Origin of the sequence: Paraburkholderia sp. J76 (genome assembly GCF_905220295.1) — a bacterium.
In the GTDB taxonomy this organism is placed as follows: domain Bacteria; phylum Pseudomonadota; class Gammaproteobacteria; order Burkholderiales; family Burkholderiaceae; genus Paraburkholderia.
On the sequence record NZ_CAJMZJ010000001.1, the window covers coordinates 84,558 to 102,433 of the forward strand.

The 17,876-nt window shown below is 66.8% G+C and carries 14 protein-coding genes; 3 read left to right on the forward strand and 11 right to left on the reverse strand.

The window, feature by feature from the left end; genetic code table 11:
- Window positions 1-28: 28 nt before the first annotated feature.
- Window positions 29-862, reverse strand: a complete 834-nt coding sequence (locus U5768_RS00465) for an oxidoreductase (protein ID WP_322028417.1) — start codon at window positions 860-862, stop codon at window positions 29-31.
- Window positions 863-956: 94 nt separating this feature from the next.
- On the opposite strand from U5768_RS00465, the gene U5768_RS00470 reads away from it, so the two are divergent.
- Window positions 957-1,928, forward strand: a complete 972-nt coding sequence (locus U5768_RS00470; protein ID WP_322028418.1) for an AraC family transcriptional regulator — start codon at window positions 957-959, stop codon at window positions 1,926-1,928.
- Window positions 1,929-1,943: 15 nt separating this feature from the next.
- Here the strand turns inward: U5768_RS00470 and U5768_RS00475 are convergent, their stop codons facing one another.
- The 4 genes from U5768_RS00475 to mdlC form a co-directional block, all read right to left on the reverse strand.
- On the reverse strand, window positions 1,944-3,341 hold the full coding sequence (locus tag U5768_RS00475; RefSeq protein WP_322028419.1) for an MFS transporter: 1,398 nt from the start codon (window positions 3,339-3,341) through the stop codon (window positions 1,944-1,946).
- 72 nt (window positions 3,342-3,413) lie between these two features.
- Entirely contained in the window at window positions 3,414-4,337 is a 924-nt protein-coding gene (locus U5768_RS00480; protein WP_322028420.1) for a 2-dehydropantoate 2-reductase, read from the reverse strand.
- A gap of 9 nt (window positions 4,338-4,346) precedes the next feature.
- On the reverse strand, window positions 4,347-5,798 hold the full coding sequence (locus tag U5768_RS00485) for an aldehyde dehydrogenase (RefSeq protein WP_322028421.1): 1,452 nt from the start codon (window positions 5,796-5,798) through the stop codon (window positions 4,347-4,349).
- Window positions 5,799-5,848: 50 nt separating this feature from the next.
- The gene (mdlC, locus tag U5768_RS00490) at window positions 5,849-7,495 is read right to left on the reverse strand and encodes a benzoylformate decarboxylase (protein ID WP_322028422.1); all 1,647 of its coding nucleotides are present in this window, start codon (window positions 7,493-7,495) and stop codon (window positions 5,849-5,851) included.
- Window positions 7,496-7,600: 105 nt separating this feature from the next.
- Between mdlC and U5768_RS00495 the strand changes: the two genes are divergently transcribed.
- Window positions 7,601-8,509: a LysR family transcriptional regulator gene (locus U5768_RS00495; RefSeq protein ID WP_322028423.1), complete on the forward strand. Its 909-nt coding sequence runs from the start codon at window positions 7,601-7,603 to the stop codon at window positions 8,507-8,509.
- Window positions 8,510-8,525: 16 nt separating this feature from the next.
- On the opposite strand, the gene U5768_RS00500 is transcribed toward U5768_RS00495, so the two are convergent.
- From U5768_RS00500 to U5768_RS00515, 4 genes are read right to left on the reverse strand one after another with little or no spacing between them, the layout of a single operon-like run.
- On the reverse strand, window positions 8,526-10,481 hold the full coding sequence (locus tag U5768_RS00500; protein ID WP_322028424.1) for a cation-translocating P-type ATPase: 1,956 nt from the start codon (window positions 10,479-10,481) through the stop codon (window positions 8,526-8,528).
- The gene (locus U5768_RS00505; protein WP_322028425.1) at window positions 10,478-11,512 is read right to left on the reverse strand and encodes a protease modulator HflK; all 1,035 of its coding nucleotides are present in this window, start codon (window positions 11,510-11,512) and stop codon (window positions 10,478-10,480) included. The genes U5768_RS00500 and U5768_RS00505 overlap by 4 nt, the downstream gene beginning before the upstream one ends.
- A complete protein-coding gene (locus U5768_RS00510; RefSeq protein ID WP_322028426.1) occupies window positions 11,509-12,567 on the reverse strand; it encodes a protease modulator HflC in 1,059 nt (352 codons plus the stop codon). The genes U5768_RS00505 and U5768_RS00510 overlap by 4 nt, the downstream gene beginning before the upstream one ends.
- 40 nt (window positions 12,568-12,607) lie before the next feature.
- Window positions 12,608-14,503 carry a protease modulator HflK gene (locus U5768_RS00515; protein WP_322028427.1) on the reverse strand — a complete coding sequence of 632 codons (1,896 nt, stop codon included), beginning with the start codon at window positions 14,501-14,503 and terminating at the stop codon, window positions 12,608-12,610.
- 417 nt (window positions 14,504-14,920) lie between these two features.
- On the opposite strand from U5768_RS00515, the gene U5768_RS00520 reads away from it, so the two are divergent.
- Complete coding sequence (locus tag U5768_RS00520; RefSeq protein ID WP_322028979.1) at window positions 14,921-16,246, forward strand: MFS transporter; 1,326 nt, start codon at window positions 14,921-14,923, stop codon at window positions 16,244-16,246.
- A gap of 12 nt (window positions 16,247-16,258) precedes the next feature.
- Here the strand turns inward: U5768_RS00520 and U5768_RS00525 are convergent, their stop codons facing one another.
- Entirely contained in the window at window positions 16,259-17,056 is a 798-nt protein-coding gene (locus tag U5768_RS00525) for a sulfite exporter TauE/SafE family protein (RefSeq protein WP_322028428.1), read from the reverse strand.
- A 151-nt stretch (window positions 17,057-17,207) separates the two neighbouring features.
- The gene (locus tag U5768_RS00530; protein WP_415913823.1) at window positions 17,208-17,591 is read right to left on the reverse strand and encodes an H-NS family nucleoid-associated regulatory protein; all 384 of its coding nucleotides are present in this window, start codon (window positions 17,589-17,591) and stop codon (window positions 17,208-17,210) included.
- Between the last annotated feature and the right edge of the window lie 285 nt (window positions 17,592-17,876).

Here is a 17,876-nt window from a genome sequence, read left to right on the forward strand (position 1 = left end):
GCTTCGCCGCTTTTGGGCGAGGTCCGCGTCAACCGTCCGTCGAAATCGTTACGGTCTCCCAGGCGTTGATTTCATTCTCAAGTGCCGCCAGTTTCGCCCTCACGAGCCCAAGTGCATCGCTGCCGAGCAGGAGATGCCTGGGTGGGTGATCCGCTTCGATGACAGCGAGCATCGCGCGCGCCGCCTTTTGCGGATCGCCCGGTTGCTTGCCGCTCTTCTCTTCGCGCGCCTGGCGAATGGGGTCGAAGATCGCGTCGTAAGCCGCGATCGAACGTGGCGTTCGCGTCATCGAGCGTCCGGCCCAGTCGGTGCGAAACGAGCCAGGCGCGACCGCCGTCACCCCAATGCCGAGCGGCTCGACTTCTTTGCCCAGAGCTTCGGAAATGCCCTCCAGCGCGAATTTGCTTCCGCAATAGTAGCTAACGCCCGGCATGGTGATATGGCCGCCCATCGACGTGATATTCAGAATGTGGCCTCGCCCGCGCTCGCGCATGAACGGCAGAACCGCTTTCATCATCGCGACCGCGCCAAACACATTCACGTCGAACTGTCTGCGCATTTCCGGCAACGACGACTCTTCCATGACGCCTTCGTGCCCGTATCCGGCGTTGTTGACCAGCACGTCCACGGGCCCGACGCTCGCTTCGATTTCCGCCACTACGCCGGCAATAGCGTCGAAATCCGTCACGTCGAGCTCGCGCGCCAGTGCGCGAGACGCGGACAGCGCCTCGAAATTGCGCCTCGCCTGCTCGCTGCGCACAGTCCCGACGACTGTGTGACCCGCTGCTAGCGCTTCTTGCGCCAGCGCGCGTCCGAAGCCGCTGCTGACGCCCGTAATGAGCAGAATCCTGGTGGATGCCATGAAAGGTTCTCCCGAATGATGTCTGGAGAGTGCATACTAGTATTGAAACATAGGCTAAAAAAGCCCGATTTCAGTAATTTTCTTGCCTGAAACTATGAGCCCGAAGCGAGACTCCGCCAACCTGTCCAGGCTTTCGTCGCACAGCCAGAAACGCGTGATCGCGTTGCTTCACGCGCTGGCGCCCGACGAAGGCTACAACCTCACAGCGTTGCCGGGCGTGCGCATTCTGCGCTCGAACCGGCCGCTTTCACGCACGCCGGTGCTCTACGACCCTGGCATCGTGATCGTGTGTCAGGGCCGCAAGCGCGGCTATTTCGGCAACCAGTTGTATCTCTACGACGAGCAACATTACCTCGCCGTTTCCGTGCCGGTGCCATTTAGTATGGAAACCGAAGCAACTACGGAGCGCCCGCTGCTTGCGCTGTATCTGCACCTCGATTTCGCGCTCGCCGCCGAACTGGCGATGCAGATCGATCACATAAGCGAAAGGGAACACGTGCAAGCGCCGCAGAGCATGATGTCGACCCCGATGGATGACGTCATGCAGATGTCCGTGTTGCGTTTGCTCGAAGCGCTGCACAGGCCGCTCGAAGCCGCCGTATTGGGCCCGGGCCTGTTGCGCGAATTGTATTTCCGCGTGCTCACCGGCGCGCAGGGAAGTTCGATGCGCGAGGCATTAGCAATGAAAGGCCAGTTCGGCCGCATAGGCAAATCGCTGCGCCTCATCCATGCCGGCTACACGCGGCCGCTGGACGTGATGCAACTGGCCGAAGCAGCGGGAATGAGCGTGCCGAGTTTTCACAGCCATTTCAAGGCGATCACTCAAGTCTCGCCCATGCAATACGTGAAATCCACGCGCTTGCATCAGGCTCGCCTGTTGATGGTCCGCCAGGACCTGAGCGCGGAGGCGGCGAGCCTCGCGGTAGGTTACACGAGCCCGTCGCAATTCAGCAGGGAGTTCAAGCGGCTGTTTGGCTCGACGCCGGCAGCAGAAGCGAAGCGCATGCGCGCAAGCTTTGCCATTCCGGCGCCTTTTGCCGATGCGGCGTTCGTGGCGTCGCATTGAGGCTGATCGGTATCGTCAATCCCGTCGTTGTCCCGCGCGCCTCGGGATATGATGGCCAACCAAGGCCAGTGCGATCAGCACCAGCGCCATGGCGGCGCCGAGCATCGTCAGATAGGCCGCCGCGCCGCCGGCGGTAATCACCGCGGCTCCGGCAAAAGCGCTCAGGATCGCGCCCACGCGGCCGAACGCCAGCGCCGAGGCCGTGCCCGTCGCGCGCACGCCTGTCGGGTATACGTAGGCGCACAGCGCGTACATCGTCGATTGCACCGCGTTGACGAAGAGACCGTGCACGCCGAGGCCCGCGATGAGCAAGCCCGTATGCTGGGTCGCGCCAACGCCGAGCATCACCCATGCGCTCGCCGCGCCGCCCGCGCAGCACAGCAGGAGCGGCCCGCGCGAGCCGAAGCGCGTAATGGCGAGCGCGCACAGCAAGGCGCCGATCACGCCGCCAAGGTTGTAGGCGCTCAGCCCGTAACCGGCGAGCGATACGCTCAGACCTTCGCTCGTCAGCATGGCGGGCAGCCAGCTAAATGCGCTGTACACGGCGAGCAGGCACATGAAGAACGCGCACCAGATCGCCACGCTGTCGCGTGCGCGGCCGTCGCGAAAGAGCGCCGTGAAGCCCACGTGCTTTTCGGCGCTTTGCTCGCGCAGGTCGGTGAACGCTGCGTCGGGCGCGACCTCGCGCGCCATGCGGCCAAGCAGGCGCACGAGTTCGGGCCAGCGCTTGGGACGGCGCGCGAGAAAGCGCGGCGACTCGGGCAGCGCGACGAGCAGCACGAGCGCGAGCACGAGGGGCAGCACGCCGCCCGCGAAAAATAGCCCGCGCCAGCCGTACACCGGCAACACTTGCGCCGCGAAAATACCCGCGAGCATGCCGCCGAGCGGTACGCACACGATGGTTGCCGTCACCGCGAACGTGCGAAAGCGCGCGGGCGTGAATTCGGCGGTTATCGTCGTCGAACTCGGCAGCGCGCCGCCAATGCCAAAGCCGGCAACGAAGCGCAGCGCGGCGATGGCCGCCACGTTCGGCGCGAGGCCGATCGCGCTGGTCGCCGCGCCGAATACGAGCACGCTGCCGACCACGGCCCAGCGGCGCCCGAAGCGATCCGCGAACAGCCCGGCGAAGGCGCTGCCGAAGCCCATGCCGATCAGCCCCGCCGCCACGACGGGGGCGAACGCGTTGCGCGTGACGCCCCACTCCTTGATCAGCACGGGAATTGCGAATCCGATCAACTGGCTGTCGAAACCATCGACGACGATCGACAAGGCCGCCAGAACCACGGCGATTTTCTGCAACGTGGAATATGCGCCCTCGTCGAGCGTGCGGCCGATATCGACCGTGCCGCCGGCGATGGCGATGTCCTCGCACGGCGTCGCTCCCGAAGCAGGGGCGGGCGTGGCATAAGTCATGATTTGTCTCCTTTGCTGCGCTTCGAATGCGCAGTCATTCGTTTGTCATGGGTTCGGCATCGATCGTCTAATTCATAGGGATTCCTTCGCATCGACGAGACGCACGAGATGCAGCAGCGCCGCCGTATTCGGCACAGCGATAGCACGCATGCGCGCGGCCTCGACCACCGCGCCGTTGATCGCCTCGATCTCGGTCTTGCGTCCGGCGAGCACGTCCTGAAGCATCGAAGGCCGATGCTCGCGGTGATGCGCGAGCGCATGCCGCACGTTACCGGCCACATGCGCTTCGTTCACGGCCACGCCGTGCGCGTGCGCCACCGCGGCGACTTCCGCGACGATCTTCAGCGCGAGCACTTCGCCGTCCGAAACATTCGTGAGTTCGCCAACCGTGCAGCCCGTCACCGCGCACAGACTGTTGAGCGCCGCATTGAAGGCGACCTTCTCCCAGATCGCGGCCCAAACGTCGGCGTCGGCGGTGCAGGCGAGTCCGGCCTCGTTGAGCGCTTCGACCGTGCGGGAAAGCATCGGCGAATTCGCGCCGTCCGCGCTCATCAGGCGGATCACACCCGCGCCATGGGAACTCACGCGGCCGGGACCGTTCTTGTCGGCGGGCCACGTCGTCACGCCGATCATCACGCGCGCCGGGTCCGCGAATCGCGCGAGACGTTCGGCGTTGCCCAAGCCGTTCTGCAGCGAGAGCAGCGCGGTTTGCGGACCCAGCGCGGCGCGCGCCGCGCCGAGCGCCGCCTGCGTGTGCAGCGTCTTGGTGAAGACAATCAGCAGATCGGCGGGCGCAGTCGCCGCCTCTGGCCGCAACGCTTCGAGATTCGTGACGACGCGCTCGCCCGCATCGGTAGTGAGCCGCAAACCGGCTTCGTTGATCGCGTGCAGGTGCGCGTCGTCGACGTCGAGCAGCGTCACGCGATGGCCCGCAACGGCGAGCAACCCGCCGAACAGCGAGCCCATCGCGCCCGCGCCGAGTATTGCGATATGCATGGCGCGCCCTCAGAACGGATAGTGGCGCGGCGCGGTCTGCATCGTGATCCAGCGCAGTTCGGTGAACTCGGCAATGCCCGCCTTGCCGCCGAAGCGCCCGAAGCCGCTCTCCTTCACGCCGCCGAACGGCATTTGCGCTTCGTCGTGCACGGTCGGACCGTTGATGTGGCAGATGCCCGACTCGATGCGCTGCGCGACGCCCCACGCACGCGCCGTATCGCGGCTGAACACCGCGGACGAAAGCCCGTAAGCGTTGTCGTTCGCGCAGGCAATCGCGGCTTCTTCGCCGCGCACGCGCACGATGCCCTTCACGGGACCGAACGACTCCTCGCGATAGAGACGCATCTCGGGCGTGACATGGTCGAGCAGCGTGGCGGGCATGAGCGTGCTGTCGGCCTTGCCGCCGCAGACGAGCGTCGCGCCTTTGGCGAGCGCGTCGTCGATCAGCGCGTTGCAGCGCTCGACCGTGCTCATGTCCACGACCGAGCCGAGCACCACCGGACCCTTGCGCGGATCGCCGAGCGGCAGTGCGCGGGCGCGCTCGCCGAGGCGCGCGACGAAGGCGTCGGCAATGCTTTCGTCGACGATGATGCGCTCCGTCGACATGCAGATTTGCCCGGAATTGGCGAACGCGCCGAACGCGGCCGCGTGCGCCGCCGCTTCGATATCGGCGTCGTCGAGCACCACGAGCGGCGCCTTGCCGCCCAGTTCGAGCACCGAAGGCTTCAAATGGCGCGCGCAGGTTTCGGCGATGATGCGGCCCACGCGCGTGGAGCCCGTGAAGTTCACGCGGCGCACTTTCGGATGCGCGATCATGGCTTCGACCACGCGCGCGGCGTCGGCGGGCGCGTTCGTCACGAAGTTGACGGCGCCGCGCGGCAGCCCCGCTTCCTGCATCGCCGAGACGATGAGACCGTGCGTGGCCGGGCAGATTTCCGAGCCCTTGAGCACGACGGTATTGCCGCACGCGAGCGGCAGCGCGATGGCGCGCACCGCGAGGATCACGGGCGCATTCCACGGCGCGAGGCCGAGCACGACGCCTGCCGGCTGGCGCACGCCCATGGCGAGGCTGCCGGGAACGTCGGAGGGAATCAGCTCGCCGCCGATCTGCGTGGTGAGCGCGGCCGCCTCCATTAGACCCGCCGCCGCGAGATGCACGTTGAAGCCCGCCCAGATGCCCGACGCGCCCGTTTCCGCGGCCATCGCCGCGGCGAACGCATCGGCTTTCGCTTCGAGCGCGTGCGCGGCCTTCGTCAGCAGCGCGCGGCGCTCGCTCGGGCCCATCGCCGACCACACCGGAAATGCGGCCGCGGCGGCATCGACGGCGGCCACGGCATCTTCCGCCGTGGCTGCGGGCGCGCGGCTCGCCACTGTGCCGTCGAGCGGATTGCGGCGTTCGAACGTCGCGCCGTTGCGCGCCTGCACCGCTTCGCCATCGATCAGCATCGTTACGGTTTGCATCTTCTCTCTCCTCGCATTTCGTGAAATGGAATGGGTTGCGCGCGCACCGTTCAGGCGACGAGCGTCTCGACCAGCATCGGTCCCTGCCGGGCCAACGCAGTCGCAAGGGTATCGCGCAACCGCCCTGCCTCGCTCACGCGCACGCCGGGGCAACCCATGCCCGCGGCCAGCGTGACGAAATCGAGGCCCGGCAGGTCGGTGCCCTGGACGGGATCGTTCGGCGCGAAGCCGAACACCGGCGCGAAGTCCTGCAGCGCGGCGTAGCGCGTATTGTTAAGGATAACGAAGGTAATCGGCAGTTCGAGCTGCACGGCGCTCCAGATCGCCTGGATCGAGTACATGCTGGAGCCGTCGCCGATCAGCGCGATCACGCGCTCGCCTGGCTTTGCGAGCGCCACGCCCACGGCGGCGGGCATGCCGTAGCCGAGGCCGCCGCTGTCCATTGTGAGGAACGTGCCGGGACGCTCGAACGGCAGATACGTCTGCATTACCGGGCGCGAGCTGGGCGCTTCCTCCACGACCGTCGTGCCTGCGTCGCGCACTTCGGCGAGCGTTTGCAGCGCGTAGGCAACCGACATGCGTTCGCCCGGCGCGGTGGGCGGCGTTGCACGCGGCGGCACGGCGCGCGGCGCGGGCATCGCACGTTCGCGCGCCGCCGCGCAAACCGGGCGCTCCAGCAGATCGAGCACGCCCAGCCGCACGTTGCCCACGGCGGCCATGCCTTCGGGCGTCCACGCGGCGGTGCCGGGGTCGTCGATCAACTGGCACAGCGCGGCGCCCCGCGGCACATGCGGCCCGTGACCCTCCACGTGATAAGTGAAAGCCGGCGCGCCGATCGCGAACACGAGATCGTGTGCGCCCAGCAGTTCGACAATGCGCTCGCGCATGGCCGGCAAAAAGCCCGCGAACAACGGATGCTTTTCCGGAAAGCTGCAACGCCCCGTCATCGGCGCGACGAACACGCGCGCGCGATGAAGCTCCGCGAGCCGCACGACATCGTCGGCCGCGCCCGCGCGATCCACGGCGCCGCCCACCACGAAAGCGGGGCGCGCGCACGCATCGAGCGCCGCGCCGATATGGGCGAGCATCGCAGGCTCAGGGCGCGTGGTGTGGGCAAGCGCGCGTTCGGGCACGCGTTCGGCCGGCTGGTCCCAGTCGTCCACGGGAATCGACACGAACACCGGGCCGCGCGGCTCCTGCATCGCGATCGCATACGCGCGCGCAATGGCGAGCGGCACGTCCTGCGCGCGCGCCGGCTCGATGCTCCACTTCACATAGGGCTTCGGCAGCTCCGTGGCCTGGGTGGCCGCGAGAAAGGGTTCGAACGGCAGGATCGAGCGCGCCTGCTGGCCCGCCGTGACGACGAGCGGCGTGCGGTTGCGAAACGCCGTGAAGATGTTGCCCATGGCGTTGCCCACGCCCGCCGCCGAGTGCAGGTTCACGAGCGCCGCGTTGCCGGTGGCCTGCGCGTAGCCGTCGGCCATGCCGACCACCACCGCTTCCTGCAGGCCGAGCACGTAGCGGAAGTCGGCGGGGAAGTCGCGGAACATCGGCAACTCGGTCGAACCGGGGTTCGCGAAGATCGAAGTCATGCCCACGCGGCGCGCGAAGTCGATGACCGCGTCGCGCACGGTCCTGACGTTGCAGCTCTGGGCGCGATTGTGCTGATGTTGCTGCTGAGGCGCGCTGCCGGTCATCCAAGGCCTCCTGTCGAAAAGCGCGTCGTTCAATGGAGGATCATTATCGCCATGCTACGGGTAACCGGAAATTGCGGATTCAGCTAAAAGGCATTACCTTTTGGCATGACTTACAACCTCCAGCAACTCCACGCGTTCGCGACCATCGTCTCCGCCGGCAGTCTGGGGCGCGCGGCGGAAACGCTGCACGTGACCCAACCCGCGCTTTCGCGCGCGATCCGCCGCCTCGAAGAACAGGTGGGCGCGCCGCTCTTCGAGCGCCATTCGCGCGGCATGCATCTCACCGCCGTGGGCGAGGCGCTCCTGCCGCACGCCATCCTGCTTCAGCGCGAAGCCGAGCAGGCGCGCGAGGAAATCGCCGCCATGCGCGGCCTCGCGCGCGGCACGATCCGCGTGGGGGCGGTCGGCAGCATTGCGAGCCTCGTGCTGCCGCTTGCCGTGAGCGGCGTGCTGCGGCGTTGGCCGGGGCTGCGAGTCGAGATACTCGAAGGCGTGTGGGACCGGCTCGCCGATGCGCTCGTCAAGCGCGAGATCGATCTCGCGCTCAGCATGGCCGTGCCCGATACCGACGAAATCGCGGCCATCGGCGATTGTCGCTGGGAGGATTGCAGCTATGTGGTGGCGGCGCACGATCATCCTTTGCGCGCGAAGCCCGACCTCACGCTCGCTGACACCTTGAACGAACAATGGGCGATTCCGCCGCGCGGCACGGCGCCGTTCGCGCATATGGAGCAGGCGTTCGCGGCGCAAGGGCTCGGCCTGCCGAACGTGGTGGTGCAAACGCGCTCGATCACGGCGCTCAAGAGTCTCGTGGCGCGTTCGGGATTCCTGAGCTGGATGGCGTCGACGATGTATCTCACGGAAAGCAAGGCGGGCGTATTCGATACGCTCGACATGCCTGGTGTCGAGGGCCGGCGCACGCTCACGGCGTTCCGGCGGCGGCACGGCATTCTGCCGAGCCCCGCGGTGAAGCTGCTGGAGCAGTTGCGCGCGTTGACGGCGGTGCCGCACTGACGTCGTTCGTCGTTCGTCACTCGTCGCGCAACAAACGCCCCGCGTTCGCGATCACCACGAACGTGCCCACGTTATGCAGCACCGCGCTCGCCACGGCGCTCAGCACGCCCAGCGCCGCCAGCGTGATGACGGCCACCGTCCACGCGAGCCCGATCGCCGCATTCGCCGTTGCGATTCGCCGGCAGCGCCGCCCGAGTCGCACGCTGTCGGGCACGCGGCGCAGGTCGTCGGCGAGCAGCACGATATCGGCGGCAGCCACGGCGATATCGATGCCGCGCTCGCCCATCGCCACGCTCGTCGCGCCTGCCTTGATGGCGAGCACGTCGTTCAGGCCGTCGCCGACCACCATCGGACGATGCCCCGCGCCGATCTCGCCCAGCACGTAATCGAGCTTGTCGTGCGGCAGCGCATGCGCCACGACGTTGTCGATACCTACCTCGGCGGCCACGCGGCGCGCCACGCGTTCGCGGTCGCCCGTAAGCAGCGTCGCATGCCCGATGCCGAGCGCGCGCAGGCCGTCCAACGCTTCGCGGGCTTCCGGGCGCACCGTGTCGGCGAAACCGAACCACGCGAGCAGGCGGCCGTTCAGCGCGAGGCCCACACAGGGGCCGTCCAGTTCCGCGGGCGTGGGCGGCAGCTCGCTCACATATTGTTCGAGCAAGTCATGGCGGCCGAGCACGGCCTCGCCTTCGGGCATCGTCGCGAGCACGCCTAGCCCGCGCAGTTCGCGCGCGTGTGGGAGCGGCGCGCCTTGCGGCGTTCCCGGCGCGCCGTAGCGCAAGAGCGCGCGACACACCGGATGCGCGCTGGCCTGGGCGAGTTGCACGGCCAGCGCGAGCGTGCCGGCTTCGTCCGCGTCCGGTTGCAGCGCTATCGTCGTCACACGCAACTCGCCGTGCGTGAGCGTGCCCGTCTTGTCGATCACGAGCGTATCGATTTCGGCCAGCGCGTCGATAAACGCAGCATTCCTGAACAATATCCCGCGCCGCGCGCCCGCCGCGATGCCCGCGATGGCCGTGGAAGGCGCGGCCAGCACGAGCGCGCACGGGCACGCGGCGACGATCACCGCCAGCATGGCCGAAGCGTTCGCGCTCACGAACCACACGATCGCCGCGATCAGCAGCACGAGCGCGAGATACGCGTCCATATAGCGTTCCAGCGCCTGCGTAATGGGCGGCTTCGCGGCCTCGGCGCGCTGCATCAACTCGACGACCTTGCCCAACGTCGAAGCCTCGCCGACGTGCGTGATCTCCACGCGCAACGCGCCGTCCAGATTCATCGCGCCGCCGAATACGCGCGCACCCTCGCCAGCGTCCTGCGGCAAAGATTCGCCCGTGATCGGGCCGTTGTCGATGGCCGAGCGGCCGTGCCGCACGATACCGTCAGCGGGTACGCGCGAGCCGGGCAGCACGTCGACCACGTCGCCGGGGCGCAACGCGTCGTAGGGCACCGTTTCGACGACGCCCGCGGCGTTCACGCGCCGCACGTCGCCGGCGGTGAGGCGGCCGAGCGCGCGTATCGCCTCCTGCGAGCCGAGTACGCTGCGCTCTTCGAGTGCGTGGCCGAAGGTCATCACGATGGGCAAGAGCGCAGCCGTCGTCATGTCGCCCACGGCCCACGCGCCCAGCATGGCGAGCGCGATGAGGCGGTCGGTCACGCCATGCAGACTCGGCGTCTTGAGGCTGCGCCAGGCGCTCGCGAACACGGGCGGCGCAACCACGATCGAAGCCGCCGCCGCCAGCACTTGCGCGAGCGTGGCGTTGCCGTTGAACAGATGCGGCCATGCGAGCGAAAGCAGCAACAGCGCGCCCGCGAGGAGCGCCAGCAACGTGTGGCGCGTGATGGCGCGGCGCTCGGCATCGGACATGACGAGCGTGGCGACGGATTCTCGTTCGTGCGCGTGCGTGGTTTCGCTTTCGGGCGTGCCGCCGCGTGTGCGATGACTCGCCGGTGTTTCGAATGGCGTGGTCATGGCGCGCGCCCCGGCAACACGAGGCTCGATGCGTCGTTGGGGTCGAGCGTCGTCACGCGCGCGGCGTGCGCGAGCACCGCCTGCACGCGGTCGCGATAAGCGCGCGCCAGCAGCCCCGGGTCGTGATTCGCGCCGAGCGCCGCTTCGAGTTGCGCGATCGTCGAGGTTTCCGACTGCGCCGTCGCCACCCGCTCCGCCGCGCTCGCTTGTGCGTCCTGCACGATGCGGTCGGCACTTTGCTGCGCGTGCTGGCGCGTTTTTTCAGCGAGCGTGCGCGCCTGCGCGACGTCGCGCTCGGCGTTCTGCAGCGAAGTCAGCACCGCGTTGAATGCATCCACGGCCGAAGCCGGAAACGAGGCTTGCAGATCCATGCGCGAAACCTCAATGCCAAGCCCGGCATGCGCGGCAGTCAGTGCGTCGAGCTGACGCTGGACCGCGCGCGCGAGATCGCCGCGCAATTGCTCGCGGCGCGCGGCCATTTGCTGATCGGCGGCCACCATTTCCGGGCGCGCGACGAGAATCGAATCGAGGTCGCGTTGCGCGGCAATTTGCGCGACGGCGGCCGACACGATGCGTTCGAGCGCGGCGTCGAGATGCGCGAGCTGCAACGCATACGCGTAAGGATCGCTCACACGGTAGAACAGCGTCGCGCTCACCTGCACGACGCCGTTGTCGCCCGTGAGCACGTAGCCGGAGCCCGCGAGCGCGTCGCTTGCGTCGCTCAGTTGCGCGGGTGCGCCCGGATCTCGCGCGAGCATGGCGATGCGCCGTTCGAGCACACGCTCGCTGCCCGGCACGAGCAGCACCGTTTCGAACGGACGCGGCCACGCGACCAGCAGCCCCGCGCCCTGACTGCGCACGTAGGCGCCAAAGCGCATCACCACGGCGCTGCTATCTGCCGGAATGCGGCGCACGTTCGAGGTGGCCCATGCGAGCGCCGCGAGTATCGCAAGCGCCGTCACGAACCGGAACGACAGGCGCACCGCCTGTGCGCCGGGCCCAAGCGCGGGAAAGTTGTCGCTCGTGCTCATGGCCTGCGCCCGCGCGTGTGGGCGTTGGTTGCGGGCGCAACGAACGACCCCGAAGACGCCGTGGCCGCGCCGAGCCCGGGCGGCCCCTGCACCAGCGCGCGGAACGGCGCGGCGTCGGTGCGCAGGATCAGGTTCGTGTTGCTGTTGACGACCGTGCCGAGCGTATCGAGCGAGCGCAGCATCGTATAGAGCTGCGGATCGGCGGCGTAACTCTTGCCGTAAATGGCCGCCGCGTCCTTGCGCGACTGCGCCTCGATATCGGCGGCCTTCACGTTGGCGTCGGCGATCAGCACGCGGGCGTCGCGATCGGCGTCGGAGCGGATCTGCGCCGCCTCGCGCAGCCCTTCGGCGGTGCGCTGCGCAGCCACGGTCTCGCGCTCGGCGCGCATACGGTCGACAGTCGCCGCCAGCGTCACGGCGGGCAGCGTGAGGCGCTCGAGCCCGACCTGCACGACGTGTACGCCATAGGCCGCGTAAACCTGCGCATCGACCTGGCGGCGCAGCGCCTCTTCGAATGCGCCGATACGGACTTGCGAGGGATCGGTATTCACGAGCGAAGCCAGGTCGAAGCCCGCGGACGTGGTCTGCAACGCCGAGCCGACCAGCGAGCGAATCTGGCGCGCGGCCTCGTCGGGTTCGTTGCGCACCGCGCGCACGAAGCGGCCAACGTCGTTCGCGTTGCCGGGCACGCGCCAGGCCACGTAGGCCTGCACGATGATGCGCAAACCGTCGCGCGTGCCGACGTCCTGCAAGCCGCTCGACGTCGTATGCAGCCGCAGATCGACGGGCACCGCGGCCTCGATGGGCGCGGGCAGCCGCCACGCAAGGCCGGGCCGCAGCAGCACGCGCACCGGGTCCCCAAAACGCGTTACAACAGTCGCTTCGCCCTCGCGCACCTGCACGACGCTCGCCACGATGAACGCGACGATCACGCAGAACAGCGCGAACGCCGCGCGTAACGCAAAACGCCGGGGATTCAGCGGTGCCGATCCTCCCGCGCCGTGGTCATGATGATGATGGGAGTGCGCATCGCCATGCGTATGCAAAAAGCTCACGTTCGAATCACCTTGCTTTATCTATGGGAGTAACCGGCGGCTACCACGCGTTTTTCACGCCCGCCGCCGTGGCCGGGCTCAACGTGCGCAGGTCGATCGTCGCGCGGCTGCCGCTCGCGAGCCGGTCGTCGATCACCGTCACGCTCGCGTTTTTCAGCCCTTTTTGCAGGCTGTGCAGGTAATACTCGAAGCCGAATGCCGGGCCGCCGAGCTGCTGCGCGATCACGTCCGCATCGAAGCCGATCTGCTGCACGCGCGCGGCGGCGAGCGTGTCCGCCGCGTTCGCACTACCCTGCGCCACGGTCTCGATCGCCTGTTGCTGCGCTTGCCCGAGCGCTGTCGCCGCGAAGCCGCGCGCCTGCACCACGCTCGCCTGCGCGCGAATTTGCGCGGCCTGCACGCCGTGATACGCGGCGGCCGCGCCCGCCGGCGGATGCACGCTCTCGATCACCACGGCCACCACTTCGACGCCGCTCGCGAGCCGGTCCAGCTCGCGCTGCACGGCGCCGCGCAATGCGCCGGCCATGGCCGTTTGCGGCGTGTCGAGCAGCGACGGCAGCGTGCGCGACGCGAGGTAACGCACGACCTCGCGGTTCGCGATCGAGCGCACCGTAGCGTCCATATCCACGGCACGGTAGAGCGAGGCCCGCGCCGCCGCATCCGTGAGGCCGACGCGATAGTCGAGCCGCACGTCCGCGCTCACGATCTGGAATGCCTGCTGAGCGCCGCTCGTGCCCGCTATTACCTGGGTCGTCTCCCACGGATGCGCCACGTCCCACAGGCGATTCAATTGCGCGGGCGGGTCGCCGTCGGCGGAAACGGGCGGCGCGGCGCGGCTGCTGTCGTTCGCGCTGCCCGAGACGATCAGTTGATGGACCGCGCCGTTGTCGATCACGCGCACGCGTCCGAAGGGCCACGGCAGGCCCGCATGCAGCCCGGGTTGCCACACGGCGACCGGCGCGCCAAAGCGCTCGTATACGGCGCGCTGATCGGGGCCGAGGATCGTCACGCCGCCCAGCAGCCAGCCCGCCGCGACCATGGCGGCGAACGCGCCCGGCAGGAGTCGAACGAAGCTTTGGAGCGCCCAGTTCTGCCGCAGGTCGATGCCGTAGCGCATGCGCATCTGGGCATTGAATGCGGCAAGCGGACGTGCCCGGATGCTCAGTACGCCCGCGATGGCGCTATGCAGATAGCGGCCCTCGTCGGGCTTTACCAGCGCAGCGAACAGCGCGCGCAGACCGAGTTCGACGGCAACGGCCACGCAGAGCACGGCGACGATACGCACGAGCCACGTGAGCGCCTCGCCTGCGTAAGCCTGCGCGGCGACCGAGGCCGCCATGCTCAACGCAGCGGCAAGCACTACACGCAACGGCCCCGCGAGCGCGGCGGATTCGCGCGATTGCGCACCGCGTTGCGCATGAAAGCGCTCGGCCACGAGCACAGCAAACGACATGACGAGCGCAGCGGCGCCCGCTATAAGAAAAGGCGCGGATTCACGTTGCGAAGCCGTTGGCGCAAAAGCCGGGGACGCCCATGCATAAATGGCCAACGCAAGCGAAACGAGCGCGGCGAGCGGCGCGATCCACCGTTGCCACGGGAGCGATTGCAGCAGGCCGCGTAGGTCCGCGGTCTCGGCATGGCGCTGGAAAGCGAGGCGCAAGAGACGCGACAGGCGCAGCGAGATCTTCGGGACCGGCTCGCCGGACGGGGCGCGCGCCGCCAATAGCCGCGAGCCGAAGACGACGATGAAGAGATTAAGGCACGCGCTCGACATCGCGGCGCACAGGCGCGCATCGAGCGGCAAACCGGGAACGAAAGCCAGCGCGCCGAACACGGCTGCGAGGCCCAACGCGGACCAGCCAAGCCGCGTCTGGCCGGCGCGGCCACCCAGCCAGCCATATTCTTCGCGGTGGTCGCGCGATACGCGATGCATCATCAGCAATCCTTACATACAAATTACACGAAATGAATCAATCGCGCGAGGCTGAATTGAGCGCGCCCAATGTAGCGTGCTCAAAACCGAAACTCAATATATACCGGCGCGATTGAAGCCGCGGCGCTTGCCGAACCTGCCCCGCATGAGCGGCATTGCGATAAGCGGCATTTGCCAGAAAGCGCAACGCATTTGGGTTTTAACCAGGTGTTTCAATGTCGCGGCATCAATAAAGTGCGTGCTATGGCCTGTATCGGCATTTGCACGCATCGCGCGCAACACGTGCAATCCATCGACGCATGCTCATTTCGCTCTCCACACGCTTTCAAAATGTAATGAGGAATCGGGATGTCCATAGAAAAATCGGCGGAAATTGCCGCCCGCCTCGACCGGCTGCCGCCGTCGCGCACAGTCTGGACAATGGTGATTCTGCTGTCGCTTGGCGGGGTATTCGAATTTTATGACCTGTTCTTCACGGGCTATGTCGCCCCGGGCATGGTGCATTCAGGTCTTTTTACGCCGGAATCGCTGGGCTTCTTTTCCGCGCTCGGGCCGCTCAAGGTAGCCGGCTTCGGCACGTTCGTGTTCTCCACTTTCGCCGGGCTGTGGGTCGGCGCGCTCGCGTTCGGTCAGGTGGCCGACCGCTTCGGGCGGCGCATTATTTTCACGTGGTCGCTGATCTGGTACATCGCCTGCACGGCCATCATGGCGTTTCAGACGAGCGGCCAGGCGCTCAATATCTGGCGCTTCATTGCCGGTATCGGCATCGGCATCGAACTGGTGACGATCGACACGTACATCTCCGAGCTGATTCCGGGCGGCGAGCGCGGGCGCGCCTATGCGGTCAACCAGTTCATCACGTTCAGCGTGGTGCCTGTGGTCGCGTTTCTCGCCTATATCCTCAAGGACTCGCATCCCATTGGTCTCGACTACTGGCGCGTGGTGATCCTGATCGGTTCGGTCGGCGCGGTCGTGGTGTGGTTCCTGCGCCGAAACATTCCCGAAAGCCCGCGCTGGCTCGCGCGCAATGGCCGCGAGGAGGAAGCGGAACGCGTCGTGGCCGACATCGAGCGACGCGTCGCCACCGAAACGGGCGCGCCTTTGCCGCCGCTCGGCCCGATTTCGCTCGAAAAAGCCGGGCGCGGCTCGCTCGGCGAAGTGCTGCGTGCGCCTTATTTGCGCCGCACGGTCATTCTGTCGATTTTCAACATGGCGCAAGTGATCGGCTTTTACGGCTTCGCCGCGTGGGTGCCGACATTGCTGATCGCCCGTGGCGTTCACATCACGCAGAGTCTCGCGTATGCCTTTGTGATCGCCATCGCCAATCCGTTCGGGCCGCTGATTGGCGTGTGGTTCGCGGACAAGCTGGAGCGCAAGACGCAGATCGTCGGCGGCCTGCTCATCATGGCCGTGGTCATCACGCTATTCGCGCAAGCCACGCAGCCGTGGATCCTGATCGTGCTGGGCGTGATTTTCACGCTCGCCTCGAATGTGATGTCGTACGCCTATCACGGCTATCAGGCCGAGCTTTACCCTACGCGCATCCGCGCGCGCGCCGTGGGCTTCGTGTATTCGTGGAGCCGCATTGCCGCCGCGTTCGCGGGGCTCGCCATCGGCATCCTGCTCCATCATTACGGTGTGCCAGGCGTAGCGGCGTTTATCGGCGCCTCGATGCTCGTGGGTATCGTGATGATTCTGCTTGGGCCCATTACGCGCGGGCTCTCGCTCGAAACAATCAGCCATTGAACGGCGCGATCGTCAAAACAGCACGCGTGATTTGACGATCATCTGCACGGCGGCGGCCAGCACGCAGACGAGCACGACCACGCGAAACGCGAGCGGATGCAGGTTGTCGCGCAACGGTCGAATGAGCAGCATGCCCGCGATGGCGGGCACGCTGGCCGCCGCCGAAATCGCGAGATCGACGAGATTGGCGTGCGCGCCGTGGCTGAACGTCGTAATGAGCGTGACGACCGAAACGACGAGAATGATCGCGATCTGCTTGGTGAAGGCCCGGCCCGTGGCGCCCGACGCGATCAGATACATGGCGAGCAACGGCCCTGGCACGGCGGCGATGCTTTCCATGAGCGCCGCCCCGAAGCCGAGCACGAAACCCACTGGCTTTGCGAGCGCCGGCGCGAGTTTGAAACGCGGCGAAACGAGCAGGAGCACCGCCGCCACGATCAACGCCACGCCCGAAGCCGCCTGCGCGTGATGCGGTTCGAGCGCGATCAGCACCGAGACGCCAATTACATTGCCGATGACGGTGCCAATTAACGGCGCCGCGATATTACGCAAGGTAGGCAGCATTTCGCCGCCTTCCAGCGCCTGCGGGATATTGCCGAGAATGATCGGCATCGACAGCAGCAGCACCGCTTCCTTGACCGGCAAAAAATGCGTGACGATAGGCATGGCCACGAGCGGCACGCCAATGCCGGTCACGCCTTTCACCATACCGCCCAGCACGAGTGCAACCGCAATGCCGAGCCATTGAAGTCCGTCGAGCGACTGAAGATAGGGCGCGAGAAGGCCCGAAGAAAAAGAAAGGCCGGACATCGGTGACAAAATGGGCAACGAGGGCGACGACGGGAACCAGGCGCGCGTCGTTTCGCGCCGCTCATGCAAAAGTGGCCGCGAGCGTTAAACGCCGTCGCGGCCACCGGTTCGCAAAGCGATGCTCGCTTATGCGATTTTCAGTGCGGCTTTATTAAGCAGCCGCTGCGGCTTGTGCCGGCGATGCGGCAGCTTTGCGGCCTGCCGGCTTACGCCCCGCGCGCTTTGCAGGCGCGGCTTTTTTAGCGGGCGCGGCCTTGGCGCGCTTGGCGACGGTCTTTTTCACCGCCGCCGCATTGGCGCGCGGCTTCCGGCCAACTTTGGCGGCCGGCTTTGCCGCGCTGCCGTCGATCAGGAATTTCGATCGGTCTTTCACGTCGCGAATCCATGCCGGCGCACGGCCGCGGCCGGTCCACGTCGCGCCCGTTTTCGGATCGGCGTATTTGGCCGCAACGGCGCGCCTGGCACCCGCGGCTTTAACGCCGCTGCCCGGCTTGCGGCCACGCCTCTTGCCCATGAAGCGCTCGATGTCGGCCACGCTCAGGCCGTGCCTTGCCATCAGTTCGCGAATTTTCGTGAGACCGAGCGACGTTTGTTTTTCCACGATCGATTCGGCCTGCTTTTGCAGCTTTGCGATCTTCGATTGAATTGCATCCAGGGTGACCATTCACACCTCCTTATTCACGGTTTTTACGGACACCCTTCAACCATCACTGGCCGATCCATTGCGTTTTTTGTCGGCCGGGGCGTCGCGAAAGACAGGGTGATTATGAAGTCAAATCACGCGTAGTGGCAATTTTAAACGAATGTTTTGTAGTAAAAA